31 protein-coding genes are annotated in these 24152 nt (G+C 62.9%); 16 read left to right on the top strand and 15 right to left on the bottom strand.

Annotation, left to right across the window (positions count from 1 at the left end; all coding sequences use genetic code 11):
* Window positions 1-102 precede the first annotated feature (102 nt).
* Together ahpC and AC07Y9_RS25685 are read right to left on the bottom strand one after the other, a co-directional pair.
* On the bottom strand, window positions 103-666 hold the full coding sequence (gene ahpC / locus AC07Y9_RS25690) for an alkyl hydroperoxide reductase subunit C (RefSeq protein WP_007921754.1): 564 nt from the start codon (window positions 664-666) through the stop codon (window positions 103-105).
* A gap of 151 nt (window positions 667-817) precedes the next feature.
* Window positions 818-1756, bottom strand: a complete 939-nt coding sequence (locus AC07Y9_RS25685; protein WP_102680465.1) for a site-specific integrase — start codon at window positions 1754-1756, stop codon at window positions 818-820.
* Between the two features lie 178 nt (window positions 1757-1934).
* Between AC07Y9_RS25685 and AC07Y9_RS25680 the strand changes: the two genes are divergently transcribed.
* Window positions 1935-2969 carry a DNA-binding protein gene (locus AC07Y9_RS25680; RefSeq protein ID WP_053261494.1) on the top strand — a complete coding sequence of 345 codons (1035 nt, stop codon included), beginning with the start codon at window positions 1935-1937 and terminating at the stop codon, window positions 2967-2969.
* On the opposite strand, the gene gorA is transcribed toward AC07Y9_RS25680, so the two are convergent.
* Window positions 2966-4324: a glutathione-disulfide reductase gene (gene gorA / locus AC07Y9_RS25675; protein ID WP_102680464.1), complete on the bottom strand. Its 1359-nt coding sequence runs from the start codon at window positions 4322-4324 to the stop codon at window positions 2966-2968. The genes AC07Y9_RS25680 and gorA overlap by 4 nt on opposite strands.
* 131 nt (window positions 4325-4455) lie before the next feature.
* Window positions 4456-5295: a UTP--glucose-1-phosphate uridylyltransferase GalU gene (gene galU, locus AC07Y9_RS25670; RefSeq protein WP_007921743.1), complete on the bottom strand. Its 840-nt coding sequence runs from the start codon at window positions 5293-5295 to the stop codon at window positions 4456-4458.
* Between the two features lie 362 nt (window positions 5296-5657).
* On the opposite strand from galU, the gene AC07Y9_RS25665 reads away from it, so the two are divergent.
* Together AC07Y9_RS25665 and AC07Y9_RS25660 are read left to right on the top strand one after the other, a co-directional pair.
* Window positions 5658-5846, top strand: a complete 189-nt coding sequence (locus AC07Y9_RS25665; RefSeq protein ID WP_007921742.1) for a hypothetical protein — start codon at window positions 5658-5660, stop codon at window positions 5844-5846.
* A 155-nt stretch (window positions 5847-6001) separates the two neighbouring features.
* Entirely contained in the window at window positions 6002-6283 is a 282-nt protein-coding gene (locus AC07Y9_RS25660; protein WP_053261497.1) for a hypothetical protein, read from the top strand.
* Window positions 6284-6295: 12 nt separating this feature from the next.
* Here AC07Y9_RS25660 and AC07Y9_RS25655 read toward each other — a convergent pair whose 3' ends face one another.
* From AC07Y9_RS25655 to AC07Y9_RS25640, 4 genes are all read right to left on the bottom strand, one after another.
* On the bottom strand, window positions 6296-6526 hold the full coding sequence (locus AC07Y9_RS25655; RefSeq protein WP_007921740.1) for a hypothetical protein: 231 nt from the start codon (window positions 6524-6526) through the stop codon (window positions 6296-6298).
* 68 nt (window positions 6527-6594) lie between these two features.
* On the bottom strand, window positions 6595-7518 hold the full coding sequence (locus AC07Y9_RS25650; protein WP_102680463.1) for a c-type cytochrome: 924 nt from the start codon (window positions 7516-7518) through the stop codon (window positions 6595-6597).
* Window positions 7515-8186, bottom strand: a complete 672-nt coding sequence (locus tag AC07Y9_RS25645; protein WP_007921737.1) for a c-type cytochrome — start codon at window positions 8184-8186, stop codon at window positions 7515-7517. The genes AC07Y9_RS25650 and AC07Y9_RS25645 overlap by 4 nt, the downstream gene beginning before the upstream one ends.
* Window positions 8187-8369: 183 nt before the next feature.
* Window positions 8370-8720, bottom strand: a complete 351-nt coding sequence (locus AC07Y9_RS25640) for a hypothetical protein (RefSeq protein ID WP_053261499.1) — start codon at window positions 8718-8720, stop codon at window positions 8370-8372.
* A gap of 176 nt (window positions 8721-8896) precedes the next feature.
* Here AC07Y9_RS25640 and AC07Y9_RS25635 point away from each other — a divergent pair, with 176 nt between their 5' ends.
* From AC07Y9_RS25635 to ada, 5 genes are all read left to right on the top strand, one after another.
* Window positions 8897-9199 (top strand): DUF1883 domain-containing protein, encoded by a 303-nt coding sequence (locus tag AC07Y9_RS25635; RefSeq protein ID WP_009044224.1) that lies wholly within the window; start codon window positions 8897-8899, stop codon window positions 9197-9199.
* Window positions 9200-9233: 34 nt separating this feature from the next.
* The gene (locus AC07Y9_RS25630; protein ID WP_007921734.1) at window positions 9234-9404 is read left to right on the top strand and encodes a hypothetical protein; all 171 of its coding nucleotides are present in this window, start codon (window positions 9234-9236) and stop codon (window positions 9402-9404) included.
* A gap of 110 nt (window positions 9405-9514) precedes the next feature.
* Window positions 9515-10231: a 2OG-Fe(II) oxygenase gene (locus AC07Y9_RS25625; protein WP_102680462.1), complete on the top strand. Its 717-nt coding sequence runs from the start codon at window positions 9515-9517 to the stop codon at window positions 10229-10231.
* A complete protein-coding gene (gene alkB, locus AC07Y9_RS25620) occupies window positions 10221-10889 on the top strand; it encodes a DNA oxidative demethylase AlkB (protein ID WP_102680461.1) in 669 nt (222 codons plus the stop codon). Before AC07Y9_RS25625 ends, alkB begins: the two co-directional genes overlap by 11 nt.
* Before the next feature lie 87 nt (window positions 10890-10976).
* Window positions 10977-12050: a bifunctional DNA-binding transcriptional regulator/O6-methylguanine-DNA methyltransferase Ada gene (gene ada / locus AC07Y9_RS25615; RefSeq protein WP_102680460.1), complete on the top strand. Its 1074-nt coding sequence runs from the start codon at window positions 10977-10979 to the stop codon at window positions 12048-12050.
* Here the strand turns inward: ada and AC07Y9_RS25610 are convergent.
* Window positions 12014-12502 carry a GyrI-like domain-containing protein gene (locus tag AC07Y9_RS25610; RefSeq protein ID WP_101338214.1) on the bottom strand — a complete coding sequence of 163 codons (489 nt, stop codon included), beginning with the start codon at window positions 12500-12502 and terminating at the stop codon, window positions 12014-12016. The two genes, ada and AC07Y9_RS25610, sit on opposite strands and share 37 nt — an antisense overlap.
* A 49-nt stretch (window positions 12503-12551) precedes the next feature.
* Window positions 12552-13535, bottom strand: coding sequence for an acrylyl-CoA reductase (NADPH) (acuI, locus tag AC07Y9_RS25605; protein ID WP_102680459.1), 984 nt, complete (start codon window positions 13533-13535; stop codon window positions 12552-12554).
* A 273-nt stretch (window positions 13536-13808) separates the two neighbouring features.
* Between acuI and AC07Y9_RS25600 the strand changes: the two genes are divergently transcribed.
* The 6 genes from AC07Y9_RS25600 to AC07Y9_RS25575 all read left to right on the top strand — a co-directional run bounded on the left by AC07Y9_RS25600 (window position 13809) and on the right by AC07Y9_RS25575 (window position 19777).
* Window positions 13809-14873, top strand: coding sequence for an NAD(P)H-dependent flavin oxidoreductase (locus AC07Y9_RS25600; protein WP_102680458.1), 1065 nt, complete (start codon window positions 13809-13811; stop codon window positions 14871-14873).
* A 194-nt stretch (window positions 14874-15067) separates the two neighbouring features.
* A complete protein-coding gene (gene modA, locus AC07Y9_RS25595; protein ID WP_102680457.1) occupies window positions 15068-15835 on the top strand; it encodes a molybdate ABC transporter substrate-binding protein in 768 nt (255 codons plus the stop codon).
* Entirely contained in the window at window positions 15836-16516 is a 681-nt protein-coding gene (gene modB / locus AC07Y9_RS25590) for a molybdate ABC transporter permease subunit (RefSeq protein ID WP_102680456.1), read from the top strand.
* A gap of 3 nt (window positions 16517-16519) precedes the next feature.
* The gene (gene modC / locus AC07Y9_RS25585) at window positions 16520-17608 is read left to right on the top strand and encodes a molybdenum ABC transporter ATP-binding protein (protein ID WP_102680455.1); all 1089 of its coding nucleotides are present in this window, start codon (window positions 16520-16522) and stop codon (window positions 17606-17608) included.
* Window positions 17609-17856: 248 nt separating this feature from the next.
* On the top strand, window positions 17857-19497 hold the full coding sequence (locus AC07Y9_RS25580) for an ABC-F family ATP-binding cassette domain-containing protein (RefSeq protein ID WP_102680454.1): 1641 nt from the start codon (window positions 17857-17859) through the stop codon (window positions 19495-19497).
* 70 nt (window positions 19498-19567) lie between these two features.
* Window positions 19568-19777, top strand: coding sequence for a hypothetical protein (locus tag AC07Y9_RS25575; protein ID WP_007921709.1), 210 nt, complete (start codon window positions 19568-19570; stop codon window positions 19775-19777).
* 243 nt (window positions 19778-20020) lie between these two features.
* Here the strand turns inward: AC07Y9_RS25575 and AC07Y9_RS25570 are convergent, their stop codons facing one another.
* Window positions 20021-20341: a YbjQ family protein gene (locus tag AC07Y9_RS25570; RefSeq protein ID WP_007921708.1), complete on the bottom strand. Its 321-nt coding sequence runs from the start codon at window positions 20339-20341 to the stop codon at window positions 20021-20023.
* A 211-nt stretch (window positions 20342-20552) separates the two neighbouring features.
* On the opposite strand from AC07Y9_RS25570, the gene AC07Y9_RS25565 reads away from it, so the two are divergent.
* Complete coding sequence (locus AC07Y9_RS25565) at window positions 20553-20879, top strand: isochorismate lyase (RefSeq protein ID WP_102680453.1); 327 nt, start codon at window positions 20553-20555, stop codon at window positions 20877-20879.
* 63 nt (window positions 20880-20942) lie between these two features.
* Here the strand turns inward: AC07Y9_RS25565 and AC07Y9_RS25560 are convergent, their stop codons facing one another.
* Together AC07Y9_RS25560 and AC07Y9_RS25555 are read right to left on the bottom strand one after the other, a co-directional pair.
* The gene (locus tag AC07Y9_RS25560; RefSeq protein WP_007921704.1) at window positions 20943-21143 is read right to left on the bottom strand and encodes a hypothetical protein; all 201 of its coding nucleotides are present in this window, start codon (window positions 21141-21143) and stop codon (window positions 20943-20945) included.
* A gap of 114 nt (window positions 21144-21257) precedes the next feature.
* Window positions 21258-21461, bottom strand: coding sequence for a DUF6021 family protein (locus tag AC07Y9_RS25555; RefSeq protein ID WP_007921703.1), 204 nt, complete (start codon window positions 21459-21461; stop codon window positions 21258-21260).
* A 405-nt stretch (window positions 21462-21866) separates the two neighbouring features.
* Between AC07Y9_RS25555 and osmE the strand changes: the two genes are divergently transcribed.
* The gene (gene osmE / locus AC07Y9_RS25550) at window positions 21867-22235 is read left to right on the top strand and encodes an osmotically-inducible lipoprotein OsmE (protein ID WP_087090530.1); all 369 of its coding nucleotides are present in this window, start codon (window positions 21867-21869) and stop codon (window positions 22233-22235) included.
* A 479-nt stretch (window positions 22236-22714) separates the two neighbouring features.
* Here osmE and AC07Y9_RS25545 read toward each other — a convergent pair whose 3' ends face one another.
* Window positions 22715-23227, bottom strand: a complete 513-nt coding sequence (locus AC07Y9_RS25545) for a fimbrial protein (RefSeq protein ID WP_102680452.1) — start codon at window positions 23225-23227, stop codon at window positions 22715-22717.
* Window positions 23228-23645: 418 nt separating this feature from the next.
* Window positions 23646-24089, bottom strand: a complete 444-nt coding sequence (locus AC07Y9_RS25540; RefSeq protein ID WP_007921700.1) for an anti-virulence regulator CigR family protein — start codon at window positions 24087-24089, stop codon at window positions 23646-23648.
* Window positions 24090-24152 lie beyond the last annotated feature (63 nt).

The raw sequence follows: 24152 nt of genomic DNA, 5'->3' as shown, positions 1-24152 counted from the left end.
AGATCGAAAAAAAACGCCCGAGCGAATCTCGCCCGGGCGTTCTTGAGGGCGGTGCAGCTGACTTAGGTGCGGCGGTCCGCCCTGCTGTAGCGAGTCACAGGCTTAGATCTTGCCGACCAGGTCCAAGGAAGGAGCCAGGGTAGCCTCGCCTTCTTTCCACTTGGCTGGGCAGACTTCGCCTGGGTGGGCAGCGACGTATTGAGCGGCCTTGATCTTGCGCAGCAGCTCGGAAGCGTCACGACCAACACCGCCGTCGTTGATTTCAACGATCTTGATCTGGCCTTCAGGGTTGATCACGAAGGTGCCACGGTCAGCCAGACCGGCTTCTTCGATCAGCACGTCGAAGTTGCGGGAGATGGCCAGGGTCGGGTCGCCGATCATGGTGTAGCGGATCTTGCCGATGGCTGGCGAAGTGTTGTGCCAGGCAGCGTGAGCGAAGTGGGTGTCGGTCGAAACGCTGTAGATTTCCACGCCCAGTTTCTGGAATTCGGCGTAGTTGTCTGCCAGGTCTTCCAGCTCGGTTGGGCAAACGAAGGTGAAGTCAGCCGGGTAGAAGAACACGACGGACCATTTGCCTTTCAGGGTGGCGTCCGACACTTCGATGAACTCGCCATTCTTGAAGGCGGTTGCTTTGAACGGTTTGACTTGGCTGTTGATGATAGGCATCGGTGATTCTCCATCAGTGGGTAAAAACTTGGGTTGAAAACTTGATGGGGAGAATCCTAACCAATGCTCCCAGCCAAGGCTCATTGGCAAAGCTGATGCTGCTGATTAGGTTTGGCTATTAGCGCGCAGTATTAATAGAAGAAATACGTATTTACTCGCCGACCGGCTTTTCCTGGGTCAGGGCCATGCCGAGAAACGGGCTGGCCTCGACGTAACGCATGGCTGACTTGATGTCCTTCCAGCCGACATAGCTCATCAGCGACTTGAGGTCCCAGCCGCTGCGATGGGCCCAGGTGGCAAAACCGCGGCGCAGGGAGTGGCTGGTGTATTGCTCGGCGGCGACCCCGGCGCGCTCCAGGGCCTGGCGCAATAACGGAATCACACTGTTGGCGTGCAGCCCCTCCTCGCCCAGATGGCCCCAGCGGTCGATGCCACGAAACACCGGGCCACGCACCAGGGCGGCGACGTTGATCCACTCGATATAGGCCTGGACCGGGCACAGCCGGCGCAACGCCGGCGTGTGCCAGGTCTTGCCGAGGTTGTCGCGATCGCTCTTGCTGCGGGGCAGATACAGGCTGATGCCGGAACCCGCCACCGCCTGCACATGCTCGATCCGTAGCCGGCACAACTCGTCGCTGCGAAAGCCGCGCCAGAATCCCAGGAGAATCAGCGCGCTGTCACGCCGCGCCCGCAGCAGCGCCGGCTGGTTGTCATCGAGCCGGGCCTGGGTGGCTTCCTGCTCCAGCCAGGCGATTACCTGCTCCAGATGCTGCAACTGCAAAGGCTCGGCCTGTTTCTCCTGCGCCGGGTGCAGCGCGCGAATGCCCTTGAACACCTGGCGCACCACCGGGGCCTTGGTCGGGTCGGCGAAACCCTGGCTGTTGTGCCACTGCGCCAGGGCCGAGAGCCGCAGCTTCAGGGTGTTGATCGACAGCTCCCCCGCGTACGCCACCAGATAACGCGCCACGCTGTCGCTGGTCGCCGGCAGGAACCCGCCCCAGGTCACCTCGAAATGCTCGATGGCCGCCCGGTAACTGCGTCGGGTGTTGTCGCGGGTCGCGGCGTGCAGATAACGATCCAGATCACTCATGGCTTGCTCGACTCGTCTTGCGTACGGAAATGGCGGGTTGCAACAGGGCGTTCTGGTCATGACACGGGGTAATACCAGTATATCCCATGTCAACAATTCGAATATTTATCTTTGATTTTATTGTACAATTACACTTTATACATACCACGTAAAAAAGTACGTAATTGTAGGAGATCCCATGGCTCGTGGCGGCGTTAACAAGGCGGTGGTGCAAATCGCCCGTTCGGCAATCCTCGCTCGCGGCGAACACCCCAGCATCGATGCGGTGCGCATCGAAATGGGCAATACCGGCTCGAAAACCACCATTCACCGCTACCTGAAGGAGCTGGAGCAAAGCGAAGCCCGCCGCGCCGCGCCACAGGAAGCCCTGGAAGAAGAACTGACGGAACTGATCCAGCGCATGGCCCAGCGCCTGCGCGAACAGGCTCAGGAGCCCGTGGCGCAGGCCCAGGCGCAAGTGGAGGAAATGAACCAGGAACTGGCGGCGCAGCAGGCCGCGTCCGAGCAGGCACAGGCCCAGTTGCGGCAGCAACTGCAGACCCAGGCTGCAGCCCTGGCCAGCGAAAGCACGCTGCTGCAGGAAACCCGCTCCATCCTGCAGAGCGAACAGACACGCAATGCCGGACTGAACCAGGCCCTGGCCGACTTCGAATTGCGCCTGAAAGACAAGGACGAGCAGATTCGTTCACTGGAAGAAAAGCACCTGCACGCCCGGGACGCCCTCGAGCATTACCGCAGTGCGGTCAAGGAGCAGCGCGAGCAGGACCAGCGCCGCCATGAAGGCCAGCTACAGCAAGCGCAACAGGAACTGCGACAGGCCCAGCAAAGCGCATTGGTGCGCCAGGACGAGATCACCCAACTGCACCGCGACAACGAACGCCTGACCAGCGAGCAACGCGCTACCCAGAAGGAGCTGCGCCAGGCACAGGAGCAGGCACAGAAAACCGACAGCAAGCTTGGCCAGTTGCTGGAGCAATCCACTCGCCTGAACAGCGAACACACCCTCCTCCAGGAACGTCTGCGCGTCGCCTTGCTGGAAAGTCATGAGTTCAAGCAGAACCTGGAGCAGCAGCTGCAGGACAATCGACAACTGGAACTACGCGCCGCCAAGGCCGAGGCCAGCCTGGAGGCCCTGCAACTGGCTGCCGCCGCGAAGACCGAGGCGCAGCCAGAAACAGAAGAGCAGCGGCCGGAGCCGCCAGAGCAGGCTTAACCGGCGACCGGCGTGCGCATGGTGACGAACTCTTCGGCGGCCGTCGGGTGCACCCCGATGGTTTCGTCGAAGTCACGCTTGGTGGCGCCGGCCCTCAAGGCAATCGCCAGGCCCTGGACGATCTCGCCGGCGTCGGGGCCGACCATATGGCAGCCCAGCACCTTGTCGGTCTCGGCATCCACCACCAGCTTCATCAGCGTGCGCTCCTGGCATTCGGTCAGGGTCAGCTTCATCGGCCGGAAGCGGCTTTCGAAGATCTGCACCTTGTGCCCGGCTTCCCGCGCCTGCTCTTCGGTCAGGCCAACGGTGCCGATATTCGGCAGGCTGAACACCGCGGTCGGGATCATGTTGTAGTCCACCGGACGATACTGCTCCGGTTTGAACAGACGCCGCGCCACGGCCATGCCTTCGGCCAGGGCCACCGGCGTCAACTGCACGCGCCCGATCACATCGCCAATCGCCAGGATCGACGGCTCGGCGCTCTGATACTGCTCATCGACCTCGATGAAGCCACGCTTGTCGAGCTTCACCCCGGTATTTTCCAGCCCCAGGTTGTCGAGCATCGGCCGCCGGCCGGTGGCGTAGAACACGCAATCGGTGGCCAGCTCGCGACCATCCTTGAGCGTGACCTTCAGACTCCCGTCAGCCTGCTTTTCGATGCGCTCGATATCGGCATTGAACTGCAGGTCGAGCCCACGCTTGGTCAGCTCTTCCTGCAAGTGCTTGCGCACCGCACCATCGAAGCCACGCAGGAACAGCTCGCCGCGATACAGCAGCTTGGTGTCCGCGCCCAGGCCATGGAAGATCCCAGCGAACTCCACCGCGATATAACCGCCGCCCACCACCAGGATGCGCTTGGGCAGTTCCTTGAGGAAAAACGCCTCGTTGGAGCTGATGGCGTGTTCGCGCCCCGGAATGTCCGGGATCTGCGGCCAGCCGCCGGTGGCGATCAGGATGTGCCTGGCTGTGTAGCGCTGGCCATTGACCTCCACCTGGTGCGGGTCGATCAGCCTGGCGTGGCCTTCGTGCAGGGTCACGCCACTGTTGAGCAGCAGATTGCGATAGATGCCGTTCAGGCGATTGATCTCGCGATCCTTGTTGGCAATCAGCGTGGCCCAGTCGAAGTCGGCTTCGCCCAGGCTCCAGCCGAAGCCTGCGGACTGCTCGAAGTCTTCGGCGAAGTGGGCGCCGTACACCAGCAGTTTTTTCGGCACGCAGCCGACGTTGACACAGGTGCCGCCCAGATAGCGGCTTTCGGCGACCGCGACTTTCGCGCCAAAACCCGCGGCGAACCGCGCCGAACGCACACCGCCGGAACCGGCGCCAATTACATAAAGATCAAAATCGTAGGCCATTTCACTCTCCCAGGCAGGCTGACAGCATAACCGCAGATGCGTATCCGGTCAGCGCTAGAGGATTTACATAGGGGCATAAAACGAAAAAGCCACCCGAAGGTGGCTTTTCAGTACAAGGACCAAGCGGGCTATCAGTAAGCCTTGCCAGTCTTGTAGAAGTTCTCGAAGCAGAAGTTGGTCGCGTCGATGTAGCCTTCGGCGCCACCGCAGTCGAAACGCTTGCCCTTGAACTTGTAGGCAATCACGCAGCCGTCCTGGGCCTGCTTCATCAGGGCGTCGGTGATCTGGATCTCGCCACCCTTGCCCGGCTCGGTTTCTTCGATCAGCTTGAAGATGTCCGGGGTCATGATGTAGCGACCGATGATCGCCAGGTTCGACGGCGCATCTTCCGGCTTCGGCTTCTCAACCATGTTGCGTACGCGGTACAGGTCATCGCCGATCAGGTCGCCGGCAATCACCCCGTACTTGCTGGTTTCTTGCGGGTCGACTTCCATGATCGCGACGATGGTGCAGCGGTACTGCTTGTACAGCTTGACCATCTGCTTCAGCACGCCGTCACCTTCGAGGTTGACGCACAGGTCGTCCGCCAGCACCACGGCGAACGGCTCGTCACCGATCAGCGGACGGCCGGTCAGGATCGCGTGACCCAGGCCTTTCATTTCGGTCTGGCGGGTGTAGGAGAACGAGCACTCGTCCAACAGACGGCGGATACCGACCAGGTATTTTTCCTTGTCGGTGCCCTTGATCTGGTTTTCCAGCTCGTAGCTGATGTCGAAGTGGTCTTCCAGGGCGCGCTTGCCGCGACCGGTGACGATGGAGATTTCGTTCAGACCGGCATCCAGTGCTTCTTCAACGCCGTACTGGATCAGTGGCTTGTTCACCACCGGCAGCATTTCTTTGGGCATGGCTTTAGTCGCTGGCAGGAAGCGAGTACCGTAACCGGCTGCTGGGAACAAGCATTTCTTGATCATATGAGTCCTTAAAAGGGCTGTACGTACGAATTTCGGCGCAGTCTAATCAGGCCGCGCGCGCCTTACAATGGGTCGCAGTGGCTAACCGCTGCCATCTAAGAGAAATATTGCCGCGGATAGTTCCCCTCATAGCTCCCCACCTTGTTCTGCACATAGCTGCGCACATTGTTCTGCACGCTCCGCACATAGTTTCGAACAGGCTTGCAAACACGGCCCTGCAGCATCGTACAGATAGCCCGCGCCGTAAACCGCCATCTGGCTGCAAAGCCTTAATTTTCTGCGTCCCGCCCTTGTCCGCACTCTTACAGGAACTCGTTTACCGCTATCATGGCACCCTTGAATCCCGCCAACGAGGCAGATAGATGTCGGCAACAAAAAGCGTAAACGGTTACCAGATCAAGCAGTTGAAAGACGGCCAGTGGTGGTTGGTCAGCGCCCAGGGCGAGAACGTCGCGGGACCTTTCGCCAGCGAAGCGATGGCGGTCGAAGTGGCATCGGTGTTCGAGGATTCCGCAGGCCACGCGTCGGCACGTCGCAGTCCCAAGTCCTGAGACGGCCTCTGCACTGAAGAGCCCTGCCCCGCGCAGGGCTTTTTCATGCCGATCTATACCGCAGTGGCGGTTCGCTATAGCATCTCGTCCCAGACGCTCGCCAAGGGTGTCCAGCCCTCCCCCGGGGCTCAAACTTCTCGACGACGACCACACCCATGCACAAACTTCTGGCACTGACCGCGGTACTGGCCCTGAGCGGATGCGCCACCGTTTCCGATACCTACCTGGAAAACGGCGAGCAAGGCCTGAGCATCGATTGCTCCGGCGAAGCCAGCTCCTGGGCCAGCTGCTATGAAAAGGCCGACGCCTCCTGTGCCGGCACCGGCTATCGGATCGTTGGCACCGACGGCACGCCGTCGCTCAAGGAAAGCGACAAGACCCTGGGGGCGGACGTTGGCAACTACAAAAGCCGCAGCGTGGTGGTGGTCTGCAAGTAGCAGGCGCACGGCCTACATATGAATCTCGGCAAACTTGATGCCCAGGTTGCGAATGGTTTCGATCAGGTCGTCCAGTCGGTCGAATGACTCGACTTCATCGTTGTCATCCACCAGAAAATAGCTGCGCCCCGCGCTTTTCTTGAAGAATACGATCCATTCCCCGGAATTCGCCGGATTCTGAATCACATGGGTCGCAGAGATATGCCCCTCTGCATGCCTCTCCCGGACTGTTTCGCGCTTCATGCTTTCTCCCAAAAAACGATGCCGCCGAAACCTGGGTTTCGACGGCATCTTTGACAATGGCCGACAGTTTATCGGATGCCCTGGCCAATCAGCACGCCATCTACCGTCTGGCCATACAGATTGACCCCGTCGTTGGCGTGGAACTTGAGCCGGGTCTTCTCGATGGAGCCCTCCACCAGCCGCGGGTCCTGCGGTCGTTCATGGCGGTTGACGAACGCCGCCACGTCCCAGGCCTGTTGGTCGCTCAAACTGCCGGCCTTGCCCAGGGGCATGTTGTATTTGATAAAGGACGCGGCCGTGTTGATCCGGTGCATGCCCGCGCCCCAGTTATAGGAATCCTTGCCCCAGAGCGGCGGCATGACATAGTCCGCGCCGACCTTCTGGCCCTGGCCGTTATCACCATGGCAGACCGCGCATTGCGCCCGGTATACCTGCTCGCCACGGGCCAGGTCATAGCCCTGGGCCGGCTGCGGCACCTCGGGGTAACCCCGCCCGGGCAACTCGACAGCGATCGGCGCCTTGCTCGCCAGCCAGTAGGAATACACCGACAAGGCGGTGATCTCGTAGCTATCGGCGGCCGGCGGCGTGCCATTCATGCTGAACTGGAAGCAGCCCTGCAAGCGTTCGGCGTAGGTGTTCACCTTGTTGTTCTTCTTGCGATACGCCGGGTACATCGGATAGGCGCCCCACAGCGGCGCGGAGTTGGCCAGCCGCCCCTGATCCAGGTGGCAGTTGCTGCAATTGAGCCCATTGCCGACGAACTTCGGTGCCAGGCGTTTGGTATCGACGAACAGCGCATAACCGTCGCGGACCATCTTGCCGTAGGCATTGTCCGGTAGCTCGCTCTCCGCCGGTGGCTGGAAATACCCGGGATGGGCAGCGTTCACCACCGGTTCCCGCAACTGTGATTGGTCCTCTATGGCGACCGCAGCGCCATAAGCCTGGGCCGTCAGCAAGGCGAGGGAAAAGCCCAATAGAAGATCACGCTTCATGGCTTGGACTCCTGGTTATCGGCCTTGGCCAACTGACTGCCGACCTTGGCGAAATAATCGGCCACCGCCGTGATTTCCTCGGGGCTCAGGGCCTTGGCGATGTGTCCCATCAGGTCGTTCGGGTCGTTGCGGCGCGTGCCGTCGCGCCAGGCATTCAATTGCCCGGCGAGGTACGCCGCAGGTTGCCCGGCCAACGGCGGAAAGGCATCTCCCACGCCCACGCCACCCGGCCCATGACAGGTCACGCACTCCGGAACCTGCCGCTCCCAGGCGCCGCGCAAGGCCAGCCTCGCCCCCACGCCTTCAGCCAGGGAACTGCGGTTGATCGGCGCTGGCGTCGCAGCCGGCATGGCCGCCAGGGTCTGGCTGACCGCGTCTATCTCGTCATCGCTCAGGGCCTTGGCCAGTGGCTGCATGACCGGGTTGCTGCGCGCACCGCTGCGAAAATCTTCCAGCTGCTTGCGCAGGTAACCCGCCGACAATCCCGCCAGGCGCGGAAACCCGGCGGCCGCCAGGCCCAGGCCATCGCCACCATGACAGGCCAGGCACGCCGTGGCGCCGGGCTGCGCCCCACCCTGGGTAAAGACTTTCTGCCCATCCACGGCCTGGGCATTGGCGACAAAAAACAGCATCAGGCTGCTCAGCAGTATTCGATCCACGGGGATCATGGCGAACTCCATTTTTCTAGTTATATTCTTAGGCTTATTTTATATAAGCCTACAAAGAGTAGGCCAATAGACCTTTGGCTACAACGCGAAACCAGCCGGGCCTGCCTTGCCACCGGGCACAAAAAAACCCGCCCTCACCACGGAATCCGGGCCAGGGCGGGCTGTTGAAAAATCGCTTGGCCATCAGCCGGAAATGCAGTCCTCCGCCGCCTTGCGGATATCACCCGGACGCATGGGCACATTGGACATGCTTTCATGCAGCTTGATGCTGCTGCCGCCGGAACGCTCCTCGATATCGAATACCGCGGTCGGGCCCGACGAGACTTTCTGCGGAACGATAATGCGCATGCCGTCCTTATGCGGTTCGACCTGCAACTGGCCACGGCTGTCAGCCAGTTTGTCGCTGACGCACTTGGCGTACTCCTGCGGCTTTTTCCCTGAAATCACGTTCAGGGTGGGCAATGTCTGGTTAATATCCGAGACCGTCGCACAGCCACTGATCGCCAAAGCCAGAATCAACACACCCCACTTCATACATTTCCTCCGATAAAGACCGTCCGACCGCAGAAATGGCATTTTTCTCCGGATCAGTCAGATTTATCCTAAATAATCGGCAAATAACTGTTTTAAATTGTCAAAGCCGCCTGCCGCGGCCTGATAAACTGCGCCATCGTTTTGATTTTGTAGCAAAAGCCCTTCTGGAGGCGCCCATGAAATTTATCCACCAGCGCGAGCACCTCAACGAAGACGATATCGTCGTCATCGAATGCTCCCAGGTCTGCAACATCCGCCTGATGAACGACGCCAACTTCCGAAGCTTCAAGAACGGCGGACGTCACACCTATCATGGCGGCGCGTTCGACAAGTTCCCGGCCAGGATCACCGCGCCGAGCACCGGCTTCTGGAATATCACCATCGACACCGTCAACCGCCGGCCCATCAGCGTTACCCGCAAGCCGAACCTGACCCACTCGATCAAGATCATCCGCCGGTCCAGCTCGAAACTGCGCTGAACCCCGCCCCAGCCCGCGACCAACAGGTATCACCGTGGCCCAAACGACCAAGTACGTCATCAAATACAAACTCAACGGCGAGCGCCGTTTCGAGTTCGCCCAGCTGGAAAGCGGCACTCAGGAAGAAGCCAAGGCCGCGCTGGAAGCCCTGCATGGCCAGACCGACGACGTCATCAGCGACGTCAGCGTGAGCAAGGCGCTGTAAGTCCCTGCTCGTAGAGCCTGTGACGAATTCGAGCGCAAGCGGCGGAGTGTGAGCGGCCCGCGCACTTCCCAGAATGGCGGACCTCAGCCTCTACTCCGGGAACCGCCAGCATGTCCGCCTCCTCCCTCGAACAACGCCTCGCCTGCCTGGACTGGGCCTCGATCGAGCAGCAGCTCGACCAGGACGGCAGCGCGGTGATCGGCAACCTGCTCAGCGCCGACCAATGTCATGAGCTCGGCAGTCTGTATCCCCACAGCGAGTTGTTTCGTTCGCGGGTGGTCATGGCCAGGCACGGTTTCGGCCGCGGCGAGTATCAGTATTTCGCCTACCCCTTGCCGCAACGGGTCGCCGAATTGCGCGGCCAGTTCTATCCGCGCCTGGTGCCGCTGGCCAATCGCTGGAACCAGCTGATGAATATCCCCGTGCAATATCCGCCCCGGCATGAAGATTTTCTCCAGCGCTGCCACACCGCCGGTCAGCAGCGGCCGACGCCCTTGTTGCTGCAATATGGCCCGCAGGATTACAACTGCCTGCACCAGGACTTGTATGGCGACAACGTATTCCCCTTGCAGGTCGCGATCCTCCTGTCCCGTCCCGGGATCGATTTCACTGGCGGTGAATTCGTCATCACCGAACAGCGCCCGCGCATGCAGTCACGGCCGCAGGTCATCGGTCTGAAGCAGGGTGATGCGCTGATCTTCGCCGTGCATCATCGTCCGGTAGCCGGCGTGCGCGGCCATTACCGGGTGACGTTGCGCCATGGCGTCAGCCGCCTGCACAGCGGTCGCCGCCATACGCTAGGAGTGATCTTCCACGATGCCCAGTAATTTCACTGGCGAGCTGTTCGGCGAACCCGAGCTGCAACAGGCCCCGCGCACCGAACAGGTCGGCCCGCAGTCCTTTGTGCTTCACGGCTTCGCCCTGCCCTGGGTCGAGCGCCTGCTGCCGGCCCTGCGTGGCGTGCTACGCGCCGCGCCGTTCCGGCAGATGGTCACGCCGGGCGGTTTCACCATGTCGGTGGGCCTGAGCAGTTGCGGCCAGCTGGGCTGGACCACCGACCGCAGTGGCTACCGTTACACCGCCATCGATCCGCAGAGCGGCCAGCCTTGGCCGGCGATGCCCGAGGTGTTGCGCGAACTGGCCCGGGCCGCCGCGACCCAGGCCGGCTTTGCCGGGTTCGAACCGGACGCCTGCCTGATCAATCACTATGTGCCCGGCGCCCGCATGTCCCTGCACCAGGACAAGGACGAACGCGATTACGATGCACCGATCGTCTCCGTCTCCCTGGGCTTGCCGGCGGTGTTTCAGCTGGGTGGCGAGCGCCGCAGCGAGCGCCCGTTGCGGCTGCCGCTGCTGCATGGCGATGTGGTGGTCTGGGGCGGTGTCGACCGTCTGCGTTATCACGGCGTGCTACCACTCAAGGAAGGCACGCACCCGCTGCTGGGCCCACGGCGCATCAACCTGACCTTTCGCCGGGCCGGTTGATCCCGCGAGAATTCAAGCGCAAGACTCGGAGTGCCAGGCACCCTGCCCTTGGTTAATCTGAGCGACATCCGCCACCGAGTAGAGCCCATGACCATGGTCCAGCCCAAGCCCACCACCGCCAGCGATCCACGCTGGCTCGCCGTCCTGGCCCGTGATGCGAGCGCCGATGGCCAGTTCGTCTATGGGGTAAAAACCACCGGGGTCTACTGCCGCCCCAGCAGTCTGTCGCGCCTGCCACGGCCGGAGAACGTCGAATTCTTCGACACCGCGGAGCAAGCCGAAGCCGCCGGTTACCGGCCGAGCAAACGCAGCGCCAGCGACCAGACCCAGGTGGCCGCGCACCATGCCAGCCTGGTGGCCGCCGCGTGCCGGCAGATCGAGTCGGCCGAAACGCTGCCCAGCCTGAAACAGCTGGCCGAGCAAGCCGGCATGAGCAGCTTCCACTTTCACCGGGTGTTCAAGGCCGCCACCGGGCTGACCCCGAAAGGCTACGCCAGCGCCCACCGTTCGCGGCGGGTGCGGCGCCAGCTGGAGCACGGCCACTCGGTGACCGACGCGCTGTACGACGCCGGCTTCAATTCCAACAGCCGCTTCTACGAAACCGCCGACCAGTTGCTCGGCATGAAACCCAGCGACTACCGCGCCGGCGGCCTGAACGCCGATATCCGCTTCGCCGTCGGCCAGTGCTCCCTGGGCGCGATCCTGGTCGCCCAGAGCAACCGCGGGGTCTGCGCGATCCTGCTGGGCGACGACCCCAATGTCCTGGTGCAGGACCTGCAGGACAAATTCCCACGGGCCAACCTGATCGGCGCCGACCAGGGTTTCGAGCAACTGGTGGCCAAGGTGGTGGGGTTTATCGAAGCGCCGGCGCTTGGCCTGGACCTGCCGCTGGACCTGCAAGGCACGGCGTTCCAGGAGCGGGTGTGGCTGGCTCTCAAGGAGATTCCGCCGGGCAGCACCGCCAGCTACGCCGAGATCGCCCAGCGCATCGGCGCGCCGAAGTCCTTTCGCGCCGTGGCCCAGGCCTGTGGGGCCAACAGCCTGGCGGTGGCGATCCCTTGCCACCGGGTGGTGCGCAGCGACGGCAACCTGTCCGGCTACCGCTGGGGCGTGGAGCGCAAGCGTCAGTTGCTCGAACGCGAGAACTCGTCCGAGGCCTGAATGCCGATGTACACCGACACCGATTCCGGCCCGGTGTACACCTCGAAGTCCGTGGCGAAGCGCCGGCGGACCTGCGGGTTGTCCTCGAAGTAAGCCCAGACCAGGCCCCAGGTCTGGATCACCACGTCGGGCATCGGCCCCTTGGCGGAGAACGCCAGGTACTCGCCGCCCTGCACCTGCACCAACGGATAACCGGCGTTGCCTTCGCCCACCGCTACGCCGGCGGTGACATCGAAGTGCCCCGAGGCATCGGACTCGTAGTTGGAGTACACGCCATAGATGAACGAGTCCGACTGCCGGTGACCGATGCTGTCGAACAAGCCTTCGACAAAAAACCTCTCCCACATCGGCCCGATCCGCGCGCTGTCCGCTTGTTGCTCGTCGGCATTGCAGGTGCGTACCTGCAAGCCCGAGACACAGAACGGCTGAACCTCTCGCAGTTTGACATCCATGCTGGGTACTCCTGTCTGGCGTTTATCTGGGTGATCGGCGGGCACGGTATCAGCGATTCACATCCACCACCACGCGCCCGCGCAGCTCGCCGGCCAACAGGCGCGACGCGGCGGCGATGGCTTCGCTGAGGCCGATCTCATGGCTGATCAACGGCAGCAGGGCCGGGTCCAGATCGCGGGTCAGGCGCTGCCAGGCCTCGATCCGCCGGGCCTTGGGCTGGGTCACGCTGTTGATCCCGGCCAGGGTCACACCCCGCAGGATGAAAGGCGCCACCGACGCCGGGAAGTCCATGCCCTGGGCCAGCCCGCAGGCGGCCACGGTGCCGTTGGCCTTGGTGCTGGCGCAGGCATTGGCCAGGGTATGGCTGCCCACCGAGTCGATCACCGCCGCCCAACGCTCCTTGGCCAACGGCTTGCCCGGCGCGGACAGGCTGGCGCGGTCGATGACCTCGCTGGCGCCCAGGCGCTTGAGGTAGTCCTGCTCGGCAATGCGCCCGGTGGACGCCACCACCCGATAACCCAGCCGGGCCAACAGGGCTATGGCAAAGCTGCCGACCCCGCCATTGGCCCCGGTGACCAGCACCTCGCCCTGGTCCGGGGTCAGGCCATGGCGCTCCAGCGCCAGGATACTGAGCATCGCCGTGTACCCCGCCGTGCCGATGGCCATGGCCTCGGCCGCGCTGAACGCCTGGGGCAAGGGAATCAGCCAGTCGCCGTCCAGCCGCGCCTTCTGCGCCAGGCCGCCCCAATGCCCTTCACCCACGCCCCAACCGTTGAGCAGCACCGAGTCGCCGGGCTGATAGTCCGGGTGGCTGCTGGACTCGACAATGCCTGCCAGATCGATCCCCGGGACCATGGGAAACTTGCGCACCACCGGGCTGCTGCCGGTGATGGCCAGGCCGTCCTTGAAGTTCAGGGTGCTGTAGGCCACCCGCACCGTCACGTTGCCCTCGGGCAGCTGCTCTTCGCCAATATCACGCAGCGCCGCGCGATAACCGGCGTCGTCTTTCTCGATCAAAATACCCTTGAACATCACTGCCTCCCACCAGGCCCATGGCCGGGCCGTGAACTTGAGTTTCAGGTTACAAAGTCGCCACCTTCCCAGTCCGGGCGCAAAAAATCCACGCTCTTTTCGTCGTAGGACGCTCGCGCCCTGACCTGTCTGTAGGAACGAGGCTTGTCCGCGATAGCGTTATCACTGGCAACCCGGGTAGCGGCCAAAGTCGACTGGCCTTGATCGCCTGTCTCCTGATACAAACCCCGGGTTGCCGTCCTTCTTTTTTTTGACGTCGGAGAATCATTCAACATGAGTCAATGGCCTGACACCCGTATTCTCGACCTGCTGGGCATCGAGCTGCCGATCATCCAGGCGCCGATGGCCGGCGCGACCACTACCGCCATGGTGATCGCCGCCGCCCAGGCGGGAGGCCTGGGTTCCCTGCCCTGCGCCATGCTGACGGCCGAGCAGATCCGCCAGGATGTCCAGAGCATCCGCCAGGCGACCCGCGCGCCACTGAACCTGAATTTCTTCTGCCACCAGAACCCGACACCCGACCCGGAACGGGAAACCCGCTGGAAAAATACCCTGGAACCCTACTACCGCGAGCTCGGCGTCGATTTCGATGCACCGACCCCGGTCAGCAGCCGCGCGCCCTTCGACACCGTCAGTTGCGAACTGGTGGAAGAACTGCGCCCGGAAATCGTCAGCTTCCACTTCGGCCTGCCGGAGCCGGCCCTGCTCGCGCGGGTCAAGGCCACCGGGGCAAAGATCCTGTCGTCGGCCAGCACTGTCGATGAAGCCGTCTGGCTGGAACAGCACGGCTGCGATGCGATCATCGCCATGGGCTACGAGGCCGGCGGCCATCGGGCGATCTTCCTCAGCGAAGACCTCAACAGCCAGGTCGGCACCATGGCCCTGGTGCCGCAGATCGTCGATGCGGTGCGGGTGCCGGTGATCGCCGCCGGCGGGATCGGCGACGCCCGCGGCATAGTCGCGGCCTTTGCCCTCGGTGCCTCGGCGGTGCAACTGGGCACCGCCTACCTGTTCACCCCGGAAGCCAAGATCAGTGCCGCCCACCATAAGGCCCTGCGTACCGCCAAGGAGAGCGAAACCGCCCTGACCAACCTGTTCACCGGGCGCCCGGCGCGGGGCATTCTCAACCGGGTGATGCGCGACATCGGCCCGATCAGCCCCCTGGCGCCGGCCTTCCCCCTCGCCGGTGGCGCGCTGATGCCGTTGCGCGCCAAGGACGACGCCGACTTCGCCAGCCTCTGGTCCGGCCAGGCATTGCGCCTCGGGGTCGAACTGCCGACCGCGGAACTGACCCGCACCCTGGCCGCCCAGGCCCTGGCCAAGCTGACCGGCCGCTAAACCCAGCACGCCGCGACTGCGGTCGCGGCGTTTTGCGCAAAACCTCCATTTGCCCTCAAGGCCGCGCAACCTTTGCAGTTCCGTTCGCTGGCGATTCGCTATATATTTCCGTATACAGCGTTTCACCCACCCCCGGTGCCGTCCATTTCCAATACCGCCAACCGCCCAACGTCCCTTCGCCAATGGAGCTGTTCATGAACCGTCGTCTCTCAGGTTTTGCCCCGACCTGCCTTGCCGCCTTGCTCGCCGCCTGCGCTTTGGGCCCGGCCCAGGCCGCTGAAGTGCAGGTGGCGGTCGCCGCCAACTTCACCGCGCCGATCCAGGCCATCGCCGCCGACTTCGAGAAAGACACCGGGCACAAGCTGGTGGCCGCCTATGGCGCTACCGGGCAGTTCTATACCCAGATCAAGAACGGCGCGCCGTTCGAAGTGTTCCTCGCCGCCGACGACAGCACCCCGGAAAAACTCGACAGCGAAGGCGCCACCGTCAAAGGCTCGCGCTTCACCTACGCCATCGGCACCCTGGCGCTGTGGTCGGCCAAGGCTGGCTACGTCGACAGCCAGGGTCAGGTGCTCAAGGCCAACCAGTACCAGCACCTGTCCATCGCCAACCCGAAAGCCGCGCCTTACGGCCTGGCCGCCACCCATGTATTGGCCAGGCTGGGCCTGACCGAGCAGGTCAAGGGCAAGCTCGTCGAAGGCCAGAACATCACCCAGGCCTATCAGTTCGTCTCCACCGGCAACGCCGAACTGGGCTTTGTCGCCTTGTCGCAGATCTACAAAGACGGCAAAGTCAGCAGCGGCTCGGCCTGGATAGTCCCGGCCGAGATGCACGACCCGATCAAACAAGACGCGGTGATCCTCGACAAGGGCAAGGACAACCCGGCGGCCAAGGCCCTGGTTGACTACCTCAAGGGACCGAAAGCCGCTGCCATCATCCAGTCCTACGGTTACCAACGCTAAATGCCGCTATCGAGTGCCGACTTTTCCGCCATCTGGCTGACCCTGCAACTGGCGTCGCTGACGACCCTGATCCTGCTGATCGTCGGTACGCCGATTGCGTTATGGCTGTCGCGCACGCGCTCGTGGCTGCGGGGGCCGATCGGCGCCATCGTCGCCCTGCCCCTGGTCCTGCCGCCGACGGTAATCGGCTTTTACCTGCTGCTCGCCCTCGGCCCCAACGGCTCCATCGGCCAGCTCACCCAGGCCCTCGGCCTGGGCACCCTGACCTTCAGTTTCAGCGGCCTGGTGATCGGCTCAGTGATCTATTCCATGCCCTTTGTCGTGCAGCCGCTGCAGAACGCCTTTACCGCGATCGGCAGCCGTCCGCTGGAAGTGGCGGCGACCTTGCGCGCCAATCCCTGGGACACCTTCTTCGGCGTGATCCTGCCACTGGCCAGGCCGGGGTTCATTACCGCGGCCATTCTCGGGTTCGCCCACACCGTCGGCGAGTTCGGCGTGGTGCTGATGATCGGCGGCAATATTCCCGAGAAGACCCGGGTGGTCTCGGTGCAGATCTACGACCATGTCGAAGCCCTGGAATACGCCCAGGCCCACTGGCTGGCCGGTGCCATGCTGGTGTTCTCGTTCCTGGTGTTGCTGGCGCTGTACTCCAGCCGCAAAACCCGCGCTGGCTGGAGTTGAATCGTGAGTGCATCGATCCATGTGCGCCTCAAGCGCACCTATAAAGATTTCAGCCTCGACCTCGACCTGGAGTTGCCGGGCCGTGGCGTCACCGCGTTGTACGGGCACTCCGGCTCCGGCAAGACCACCTGCCTGCGCTGCATCGCCGGCCTGGAACAGGCCGAGCAGGGCCTGGTGCGGATCAACGACGAAGTCTGGCAGGACAGCCAGCGCCAACTGTTCGTGGCGCCGCACAAACGCTCCCTGGGTTATGTGTTCCAGGAAGCCAGCCTGTTCGCCCACCTGTCGGTGCAGGCCAACCTGGAGTTCGGCCTCAAGCGCATCCCGCGTGCGCAGCGTCGTGTGGACATGGCCCAGGCCACCGAGTTGCTGGGTATCGGCCATCTGCTGCGGCGCCACCCGCACAACCTGTCCGGCGGCGAACGCCAGCGTGTCGGCATTGCCCGCGCGCTGCTCACCAGCCCGCGGCTGCTGCTGATGGACGAACCCTTGGCGGCCCTCGACAGCAAACGCAAAAGCGAGATCCTGCCGTACCTCGAACGCCTGCATGACGAGCTGGAAATCCCGGTGCTGTACGTCAGCCATTCCCAGGATGAAGTGGCGCGCCTGGCCGACCATATCGTCCTGCTGGAAAACGGCCGCGCCCTGGCCAGCGGGCCGATCGGCGAAACCCTGGCCCGTCTCGACCTGCCCCTGGCCCTGGGCGACGACGCCGGGGTGGTGATCGAAGGCCAGGTCAGCCACTACGATGCCGGTTACCAGCTGCTGGCCCTGCAACTGCCCGGCAGCCAGCTGCGGGTGCGGGTCGCCCATGCGCCGATGGCCATCGGCAAGCACTTGCGCTTCAAGGTCCAGGCGCGGGACGTCAGCCTCAGCCTGCAAGCCGGCGAGCACAGCAGCATCCTCAACCGCCTGCCGGTGACGGTCAGCGGCGAAATCCCCGCCGACAACACCGCGCATGTCCTGGTGCTCCTGGATGTCGCCGGCAACCCGCTGCTGGCACGGATCACCCGCTATTCCCGCGACCAGCTGGAGCTGCATCCGGGCCAGCAACTCTGGGCGCAGATCAAGGCGGTGGCCGTGCTCGCCTGAGCCGGGCGCAACCGTTTCTCGCGAGCAAGCTCGCTCCTACAAGGGCGAGCATTGGATCTGTAGGAGCGAGCTGGCTCGCGATAGCCGCGCCGCAGGTTGTCATCCGGTCCTCCCGCGCGTTAGGCTAGCCGCCCTTCCCCGTCACCGGACGATTGCCGACGTGAACAACTAAGCCTTCCAAAAATGTACTCGCGACAAGCCGCCTTGCAGCGCTTGTTGGCCTTTTACGACATTTTCCGGAGGTGCTGATGACTCACGTCACACGGCTGCCTGCGCTGGTCTCCCTGAACCAGCTGACCTTCCAGTTCGCCCATGGCGAAACCCTGTTCGATTCGCTCGACCTGACATTCGATGCCTTGCCCACCGGCATAGTCGGGCGCAATGGCACCGGCAAGAGCGTGCTCGCGCGCCTGATCACCGGCGAACTTTCACCGTCCTCGGGCAGCGTCACGCGCTTCGCCCGCGTGGCCTATGTGGCCCAGGAGCATCTGGCGCAGGAGGGCCAGAGCGTCGCCCAGGTCGCCGGCATCGCTGAGGCCCTGGCCGCCCTCGGGCGCCTCGCCGCGGGCCAGGCCTCGATGGCCGACCTGGCGCAAGTAGACGAGCGCTGGGACCTTGGCGAACGCCTGCGCCGCCTGCTGGACGAGGCCGGTCTCGGCACGGTGGGCCCCGACGATCCGGCCGCCAGCCTCAGCGGCGGGCAACGGGCGCGGATCGCGGTGATCGGCGCCCTGCTCAGCGATGCCCAGCTGCTGATACTCGACGAACCGAGCAACCACCTCGACGAGCCCGGTCGCCAGTGGCTGCTGGCGCAGCTTTGGCAGTGGCGCGGCGGACTGCTGCTGATCAGCCATGACCGCCAGCTGCTGGCGCAGATGCAGCGCATCGTCGAACTCACGCCCCAGGGCGCGCGAATCTACGGCGGCAACTACGCGGCGTTCCGCGCCCAGCGCGAAGCCGAGCACGGCGCAGCGCGAGCCGCCCTGGAGCACGCGCGAACCGAACGCAGTCGCGAACAAAAGCGCCTGCAGCGCGAGCACGACACTATCCAGCGCCACGCCGCCGGCGCCCGGCGTTATGCCGACACTGCCAACATAGCCAGCTTTGAACGGATGAAGATAAAGGGCGCCGCCCGGGACATCATGGGCCATGTACGCAACCGCCAGCAGGGCCACAAAGACAGTCTCGATCAGCAGGTCCGCGACGCCTACGCGCGGCTGGTGCCGCAGGCGCCAACCCTGGTGACGCTGCCCGGCACCGCGGTGCCCCAGGGGCAACAGGTGTTCTGCCTGACCCAAGCGCAACTGCCCTGGCTGCCGCCCGAGGCCGCTGCCAGCCACCTCGACCTGACCGTCACCGGGCCCATGCGCATCGCGGTCAGCGGGCCCAACGGCTGCGGAAAATCCACCCTGCTGAAGATGCTGGCCGGCGAGATCCAGCCCTTGCGCGGCCAATGCGAAGTGCGGGTGGCCAGCGCCTGCCTTGACCAGCGCCTGTCGCTGCTCGATCCCGAGCGTTCGATCCTCGAACACCTGGGAGCCCTCGACCGGCCACTGCAGGAAGGCCTGCTGCGCAGCCGCCTGGCCTTGCTGCAACTCGACGCCCAGCGCGTGACCCAGCCCTGTGGCCGGCTCAGCGGCGGCGAACGGCTCAAAGCCGCGCTGGCGATTGCCCTGTGGCGCAACACACAGGCCAAGCTGCTGCTCCTGGACGAGCCGACCAACCACCTGGATCTGGAATCGGTGGAAGCCTTCGAAAGCGCCCTGCGCGATTTCCCCGGCGCGATGCTGGTGGTGTCCCACGACCGCGAGTTCCTCGCCGCCATGGCGCCCAGCCACCGGCTGCAATGGACGCCAGCCGGCTGGAGGCTGGACGAGGAAAACCAATGAACAGGCTTTTGCACGAATTTCAAAGTTGCTTCTATAGTTGCTCTGAGCAGCTATCAACCAGGGAAGCGCCATGGAAGACATTTTTGTCGTAAAGCGCTGCAACAAGATCATCATCCAGGGTCGACGCGCCGGGGAAGCCGCCCACGGCGCGCCGATCGCCGCCCACTGGTACCGCATCGCCGACACCCGCACCGATGGTTTCATCGGCGATGGCTACGACCTGCAAGAGGACGCCGTGCGCGAGTGCCGCCGGCTCAATGCCGCCAGCCGTCGCGCCTGAAACCGTGGACAACCGGGGGCTGCGGCCACTCGCTGGCAATAATGAAATTTCTTTCACTGTGAACCCGCCAAGGCTTCGCTAAAGTGGCTCACGCTTATTGAAGACTCCCGACTGGCCCACCGCTCCCCCGGTGGGTCTTTTTTATGGGCGATCAGCAAGGGCCGGTCGGCGCTCTGGCAGAGGATGCCAGGCATAAAAAAGCCCCGCACACGGGCGGGGCTGCGCGATGCGGGTAGCCGTCGCTTACTTGAGCCTGACAGCGGTGCCGGTGACAAAAACCACCACCATGCCGCCACGGCCGCTGGGCATGCTGATCTCGTAGTCCAGGCCGAGCACCGCATCCGCGCGCAGATCGCGGGCGCGCTCCTTGATCTCGTCGGTCGCCTGCACCCGGGCTTCTTTCAGCGCCCGCTCCAGGGTCTGGGAACGCCCACCGAAAAAATCGCGCATCCCGGCAAAGACATCCCGCACGACGTTGATCCCCTGCACGGACTCGGCGCTTACGATATCCAGGTACTCGGCGATCTCTCGCCCCGCGATCGCGTGGGTGGTAGTGATAATCACGGCATTCTCCTTTGACCGGCGCGACCCTGCCCTGAACCCGAGCGGGGCCGCAAAAAAAACGCGATGGTAACAGACCCTCCGCGGGTGGCCACGGGGAGCATGCCGGACGCGGTTGCCGCAGCAGCCTGCAAGGCGATGCCAAGGGCGAGCCTGTCCGTGATTAAATCCGCCAGCGGATAACCGCAGATCCTTTCCCACCTGGAGTATTCACATGGATGTCATTCAGTCGCGAACCCCCGAACAATGCGCAGGCATGGAGGATATCCGCCGCGAGATCGATCGCCTCGACCAGGCTGTCATCAAGCTGCTGGGCGAACGTTTCCGGTACGTCTTGGCCGCGTCGAAATTCAAGACCTCGGAAACCGCCGTGCGCGCCCCCGAGCGCTTTCGCGCCATGCTCCTGCAACGCCGGAAATGGGCCCAGGCCGAGGGCCTGAGCGCCGACGCCATCGAAAAGCTCTACAGCGACCTGGTGCAACACTTCATCGCCGAGGAGCTCAAGGGCTGGAAATCCGCCCAGGCCCAGTCGCCGGCCTGAGGGCAAAAGAAAACCCGACAGCCAGAAAACAAGCCAGGCTGCCGGGCAGGGTCGTGGATGGGGTTATCGGGTATTGGCCCCTCGCGCCGCCTTCTTGGCCTTCGCCTTGTAGGCCGGCAAGGCTGCCGCGTAGGCCAGGGCCTCCTCCCGGGTGCCAAAGGAGCCAAGACGGTCGCCCTTGGTGCAGACCCGCCAGGGGCCGCTGTTGACGCTGACCACGTCATAGCCGTTCATGTGCATCTTGTTCAGCATTGGAACGCTCATAATCGCCTCCCTTTCGGTAGAGATCGGCCGAGGTTGTCGCGAACACCTTACACCCGGTCAGCGCGGGTGGGGGTTCCATCCATCGCCACCGGGCGGGAACGCGCTGCCGGTCTTTCACTTGGGCTTCAGGTTTCCCAGAGGGTCATACGCCCGGGACTTGGGTTCTTTCTCCGGCCTGTTGTCCCTGGGCGCTTTCGCCGGACCTATCGGGTCCACCTGCGGATCGGCCAGATCCGGAGAGTCAGGGTCGAAGCCCAGTTCGTCCTTGCCGGAAGCATGCTCGGATGAACGCGGGCCCGTTGGCCTGTTCGTACTCATGGATACCTCCCGACCACGATGGAATGTCTTTCAATGAGAGGGCCATTCTCATGCAGGGTGCAAAACAGCTGACGAATGGTAATCGATCAAACAGCGTTTTCTGCCGTGCTTATGGCGTTTTGGCAGGTCTGCCAGAGCCGAATCATCAGCTGCGTTATCAGCCCGTACCCAGGCCTGCGTTTCGTCGCCCTGTCGTTGCTAGGGCCATAGCGCAAGCGCACACTGGCTGCAGCTGACGGATCAGCTCCCCCTCTGCAAAAAGCCCGCCCATGCGGGCTTTTTGTCTATCTGCCCTCCCCGCGTCCCGTCTTTCGCGAATACGACCCGCTGCCCTCGTCACTCGGCTTTACTTCAACTGATGCACCCAGGTGTCTCTTCATGACACCTACCATCGGGAGCCCTGCCATGAACAAAACACTTATCGTCATGACCGCTCTGCTGTCAGCCGTCGCCGGTTGCACCAGCGACGCTCATGTCTACCGCAATCAGCCGCTGGTGGCGAAGGTCGAGACCGGCATGACCCAGGAACAAGTCCGGCAGATCGGCGGCGAACCTGTGGCCGTCACCCCTCGCACCGTGGAACTCGGCACCTGCTTCGACTATGTGTTGACCCAGGCCGGCCATAAACAGCCGTTCAATGTCAGCTTCGACGGCAACGGCAAAGTCGATCACAAAAGCTTCCTCACCTGCGCCGAATGGAGCCACGCCCAGCAGAAAGCCAGGGCGCCAGGCAGCGGCACGGGTGGCATGGGCGGTATGGGTGGCGGCTATTGAGCTGCGCTGGCCAGAATTGGCGGCGATTGCGGGTGGGCATGGCCAGATGAAATTTCTTTCACTGTGAGCCGAGCACCAGGCGGGTAGATTCCACCCTGCTCATTCAACTATTGGCCCGCTCCCCGCGGGCTTTTTTTTGCCTTGCAGGAGGCCCTTGAGGAAGGAGCCAAAGTGGCATCGAGTGGCGGGAAGGCCCGCCGAAGGCAAATTCCAGGCAAAAAAAAGCCCAAGTAGCTGATGGACACTTGGGGCTAAAAATGCATAAACCGTGGTAGGTGAACGCGGGGCTATCTTAACGTCCCGAAGAACATGTAACAATATATTTTGAGGTTATTTTTACCCTAAATATTTTCTAAGCCCTTAAATAACCACATGTTTTTTCTGGCAATGGCCGATTCGTCACCTTGTTGGCGCCAGCAAAAAAGCGCCACCGCCCTTCTTTTCGCATGACTACGCCTGCGTGAACCGCTTGCCTGCCATCAGGCATACAGGATCACGCACTCCGAAAACGAGGAAAACTCACCGGCTTCCACTGGCCCGTTGGCGCTGACCAACCTTGCCGCGAAGGACAGCCTGAAACCCGGTGCCACCGGGTATTCGGCACGCCCTTCATGGCCCAGAAGCACGACTTTTCCCTCGCTGTCCAGCAGTTGAACGCCCACATTGCGTGCGGAGCCAGCCTCTTCATAGTCATTCATCAAGATCACACCATCACTGGTGATGCCATCAAAGTAGACCTGGACCTTGCTCGCCCCCTTGAGCCTGTCTTCGTTCAACTCGACGCTGAAAAACTGCGGAAGGCTGCCACCCGCCTGAAGCACATCAAGGCTCGATGTACCCAGTTCGACCACCTGCTCCATGCCGCTGGAGCGCCGACGTGAGGCGCCGGGAATACCACTCGCCCCCAGGCCATTATCAGGATCGATCGTCCACGCGGGTGCGGTAACCCTGGCGCGAAAATCAAAGAACTTACCAACATTTTGAGTGGGCATTATTTATTCCTTTAATTGAATGCAAACATGCGATCGGTTCAGTCCGGAGCAGCCACCCAGGCCGCTCTCCCTGCCTGTCGCCATGCACTTTTTCAATGGGCGAAACGCAGCCGGCTCGATAGTCGATGCCAGTCAAAAAAGCGCACACGGCGAACGCTGAAACCTTAGAACGGCGCCAAATCGGCGTCCCTAGGACACTTCCGAAACGCTCCACTCAATTATCAGATCGCGCTGGAATGTTGCTGAAAGAGGTGGCTCGGCAAAATCTCCGCCAAGGCGGTTATCCGTACTTGAGCCAACGAAAAAACAGGGGGCACTGGAATCGAACCAGCATCAGGATGTTAGGGGAGTGCCGGACGCCGCATGTCAAGCAAAAAGCCCGGTCTTGCACCGGGCTTGCTGGTGGGCCGGCCCGGAATCAGTCCAGGGCGTCGTGCAGGACTTCGTAGATGATGCCTGTCGCGATGGCGACCAGGATCAAGTCAGTGCCGGCCTGTTGCCACTCATAGCCGTCATAGTGCGGTAGGCGACCGAGCATCCGGCCATCGAGTTTTTTCGCGATGCCCGGCGGCAGTGGCTTGCCTCGGGCCAGGTTTTTCTGGATGCCCGGCGGCAGGGCCGGCCCGGGTGACCAGTAGTCACGACTGTCGCCAATGATCACGCGAACACCGCCGACATCGACTTGAGGGCCGTCATACCTCCCGCCCTGCTTGTAGTCCTGGGATTTGTTGCCTTTATTGCCATGTCCGCCCTGATTGCCATGGGGGTTGCCCTTGCCGTTCCCTGGGTCCGCATACAAGGCAGTCGAGCCGAATAAAAACGCGGCGCTTGCTAAAACAGCTACAACCGAACGAGTCGTCATCTCTGCAATCCTCTGCATGAATCCAGCCGTGGTGCCATTCGTCATGACACCCGAACTATAGAC

It is taken from the genome of Pseudomonas sp. GW456-L12 (genome assembly GCF_059424045.1).
This window is presented reverse-complemented; position numbering and strand designations above follow the sequence as displayed.

Bases quoted from the DNA above. Each gene is read 5' to 3' on its own strand.
- AC07Y9_RS25610 (WP_101338214.1), bottom strand. From the start codon at position 12,502: ATGGATGTCAAACTGCGAGAGGTTCAGCCGTTCTGTGTCTCGGGCTTG.
- AC07Y9_RS25555 (WP_007921703.1), bottom strand. From the start codon at position 21,461: ATGAGTACGAACAGGCCAACGGGCCCGCGTTCATCCGAGCATGCTTCC.
- AC07Y9_RS25580 (WP_102680454.1), top strand. From the start codon at position 17,857: ATGACTCACGTCACACGGCTGCCTGCGCTGGTCTCCCTGAACCAGCTG.
- AC07Y9_RS25650 (WP_102680463.1), bottom strand. From the start codon at position 7,518: ATGAAGCGTGATCTTCTATTGGGCTTTTCCCTCGCCTTGCTGACGGCC.
- acuI (WP_102680459.1), bottom strand. From the start codon at position 13,535: ATGTTCAAGGGTATTTTGATCGAGAAAGACGACGCCGGTTATCGCGCG.
- gorA (WP_102680464.1), bottom strand. From the start codon at position 4,324: ATGGCCTACGATTTTGATCTTTATGTAATTGGCGCCGGTTCCGGCGGT.
- AC07Y9_RS25640 (WP_053261499.1), bottom strand. From the start codon at position 8,720: ATGAAGTGGGGTGTGTTGATTCTGGCTTTGGCGATCAGTGGCTGTGCG.
- ada (WP_102680460.1), top strand. From the start codon at position 10,977: ATGACCATGGTCCAGCCCAAGCCCACCACCGCCAGCGATCCACGCTGG.
- modA (WP_102680457.1), top strand. From the start codon at position 15,068: ATGAACCGTCGTCTCTCAGGTTTTGCCCCGACCTGCCTTGCCGCCTTG.
- AC07Y9_RS25545 (WP_102680452.1), bottom strand. From the start codon at position 23,227: ATGCCCACTCAAAATGTTGGTAAGTTCTTTGATTTTCGCGCCAGGGTT.
- AC07Y9_RS25565 (WP_102680453.1), top strand. From the start codon at position 20,553: ATGGATGTCATTCAGTCGCGAACCCCCGAACAATGCGCAGGCATGGAG.
- modB (WP_102680456.1), top strand. From the start codon at position 15,836: ATGCCGCTATCGAGTGCCGACTTTTCCGCCATCTGGCTGACCCTGCAA.
- AC07Y9_RS25575 (WP_007921709.1), top strand. From the start codon at position 19,568: ATGGAAGACATTTTTGTCGTAAAGCGCTGCAACAAGATCATCATCCAG.
- AC07Y9_RS25655 (WP_007921740.1), bottom strand. From the start codon at position 6,526: ATGAAGCGCGAAACAGTCCGGGAGAGGCATGCAGAGGGGCATATCTCT.
- osmE (WP_087090530.1), top strand. From the start codon at position 21,867: ATGAACAAAACACTTATCGTCATGACCGCTCTGCTGTCAGCCGTCGCC.
- AC07Y9_RS25635 (WP_009044224.1), top strand. From the start codon at position 8,897: ATGAAATTTATCCACCAGCGCGAGCACCTCAACGAAGACGATATCGTC.
- AC07Y9_RS25560 (WP_007921704.1), bottom strand. From the start codon at position 21,143: ATGAGCGTTCCAATGCTGAACAAGATGCACATGAACGGCTATGACGTG.
- AC07Y9_RS25660 (WP_053261497.1), top strand. From the start codon at position 6,002: ATGCACAAACTTCTGGCACTGACCGCGGTACTGGCCCTGAGCGGATGC.
- alkB (WP_102680461.1), top strand. From the start codon at position 10,221: ATGCCCAGTAATTTCACTGGCGAGCTGTTCGGCGAACCCGAGCTGCAA.
- AC07Y9_RS25540 (WP_007921700.1), bottom strand. From the start codon at position 24,089: ATGACGACTCGTTCGGTTGTAGCTGTTTTAGCAAGCGCCGCGTTTTTA.
- AC07Y9_RS25680 (WP_053261494.1), top strand. From the start codon at position 1,935: ATGGCTCGTGGCGGCGTTAACAAGGCGGTGGTGCAAATCGCCCGTTCG.
- AC07Y9_RS25625 (WP_102680462.1), top strand. From the start codon at position 9,515: ATGTCCGCCTCCTCCCTCGAACAACGCCTCGCCTGCCTGGACTGGGCC.
- AC07Y9_RS25665 (WP_007921742.1), top strand. From the start codon at position 5,658: ATGTCGGCAACAAAAAGCGTAAACGGTTACCAGATCAAGCAGTTGAAA.
- AC07Y9_RS25645 (WP_007921737.1), bottom strand. From the start codon at position 8,186: ATGATCCCCGTGGATCGAATACTGCTGAGCAGCCTGATGCTGTTTTTT.
- AC07Y9_RS25600 (WP_102680458.1), top strand. From the start codon at position 13,809: ATGAGTCAATGGCCTGACACCCGTATTCTCGACCTGCTGGGCATCGAG.
- galU (WP_007921743.1), bottom strand. From the start codon at position 5,295: ATGATCAAGAAATGCTTGTTCCCAGCAGCCGGTTACGGTACTCGCTTC.
- AC07Y9_RS25685 (WP_102680465.1), bottom strand. From the start codon at position 1,756: ATGAGTGATCTGGATCGTTATCTGCACGCCGCGACCCGCGACAACACC.
- ahpC (WP_007921754.1), bottom strand. From the start codon at position 666: ATGCCTATCATCAACAGCCAAGTCAAACCGTTCAAAGCAACCGCCTTC.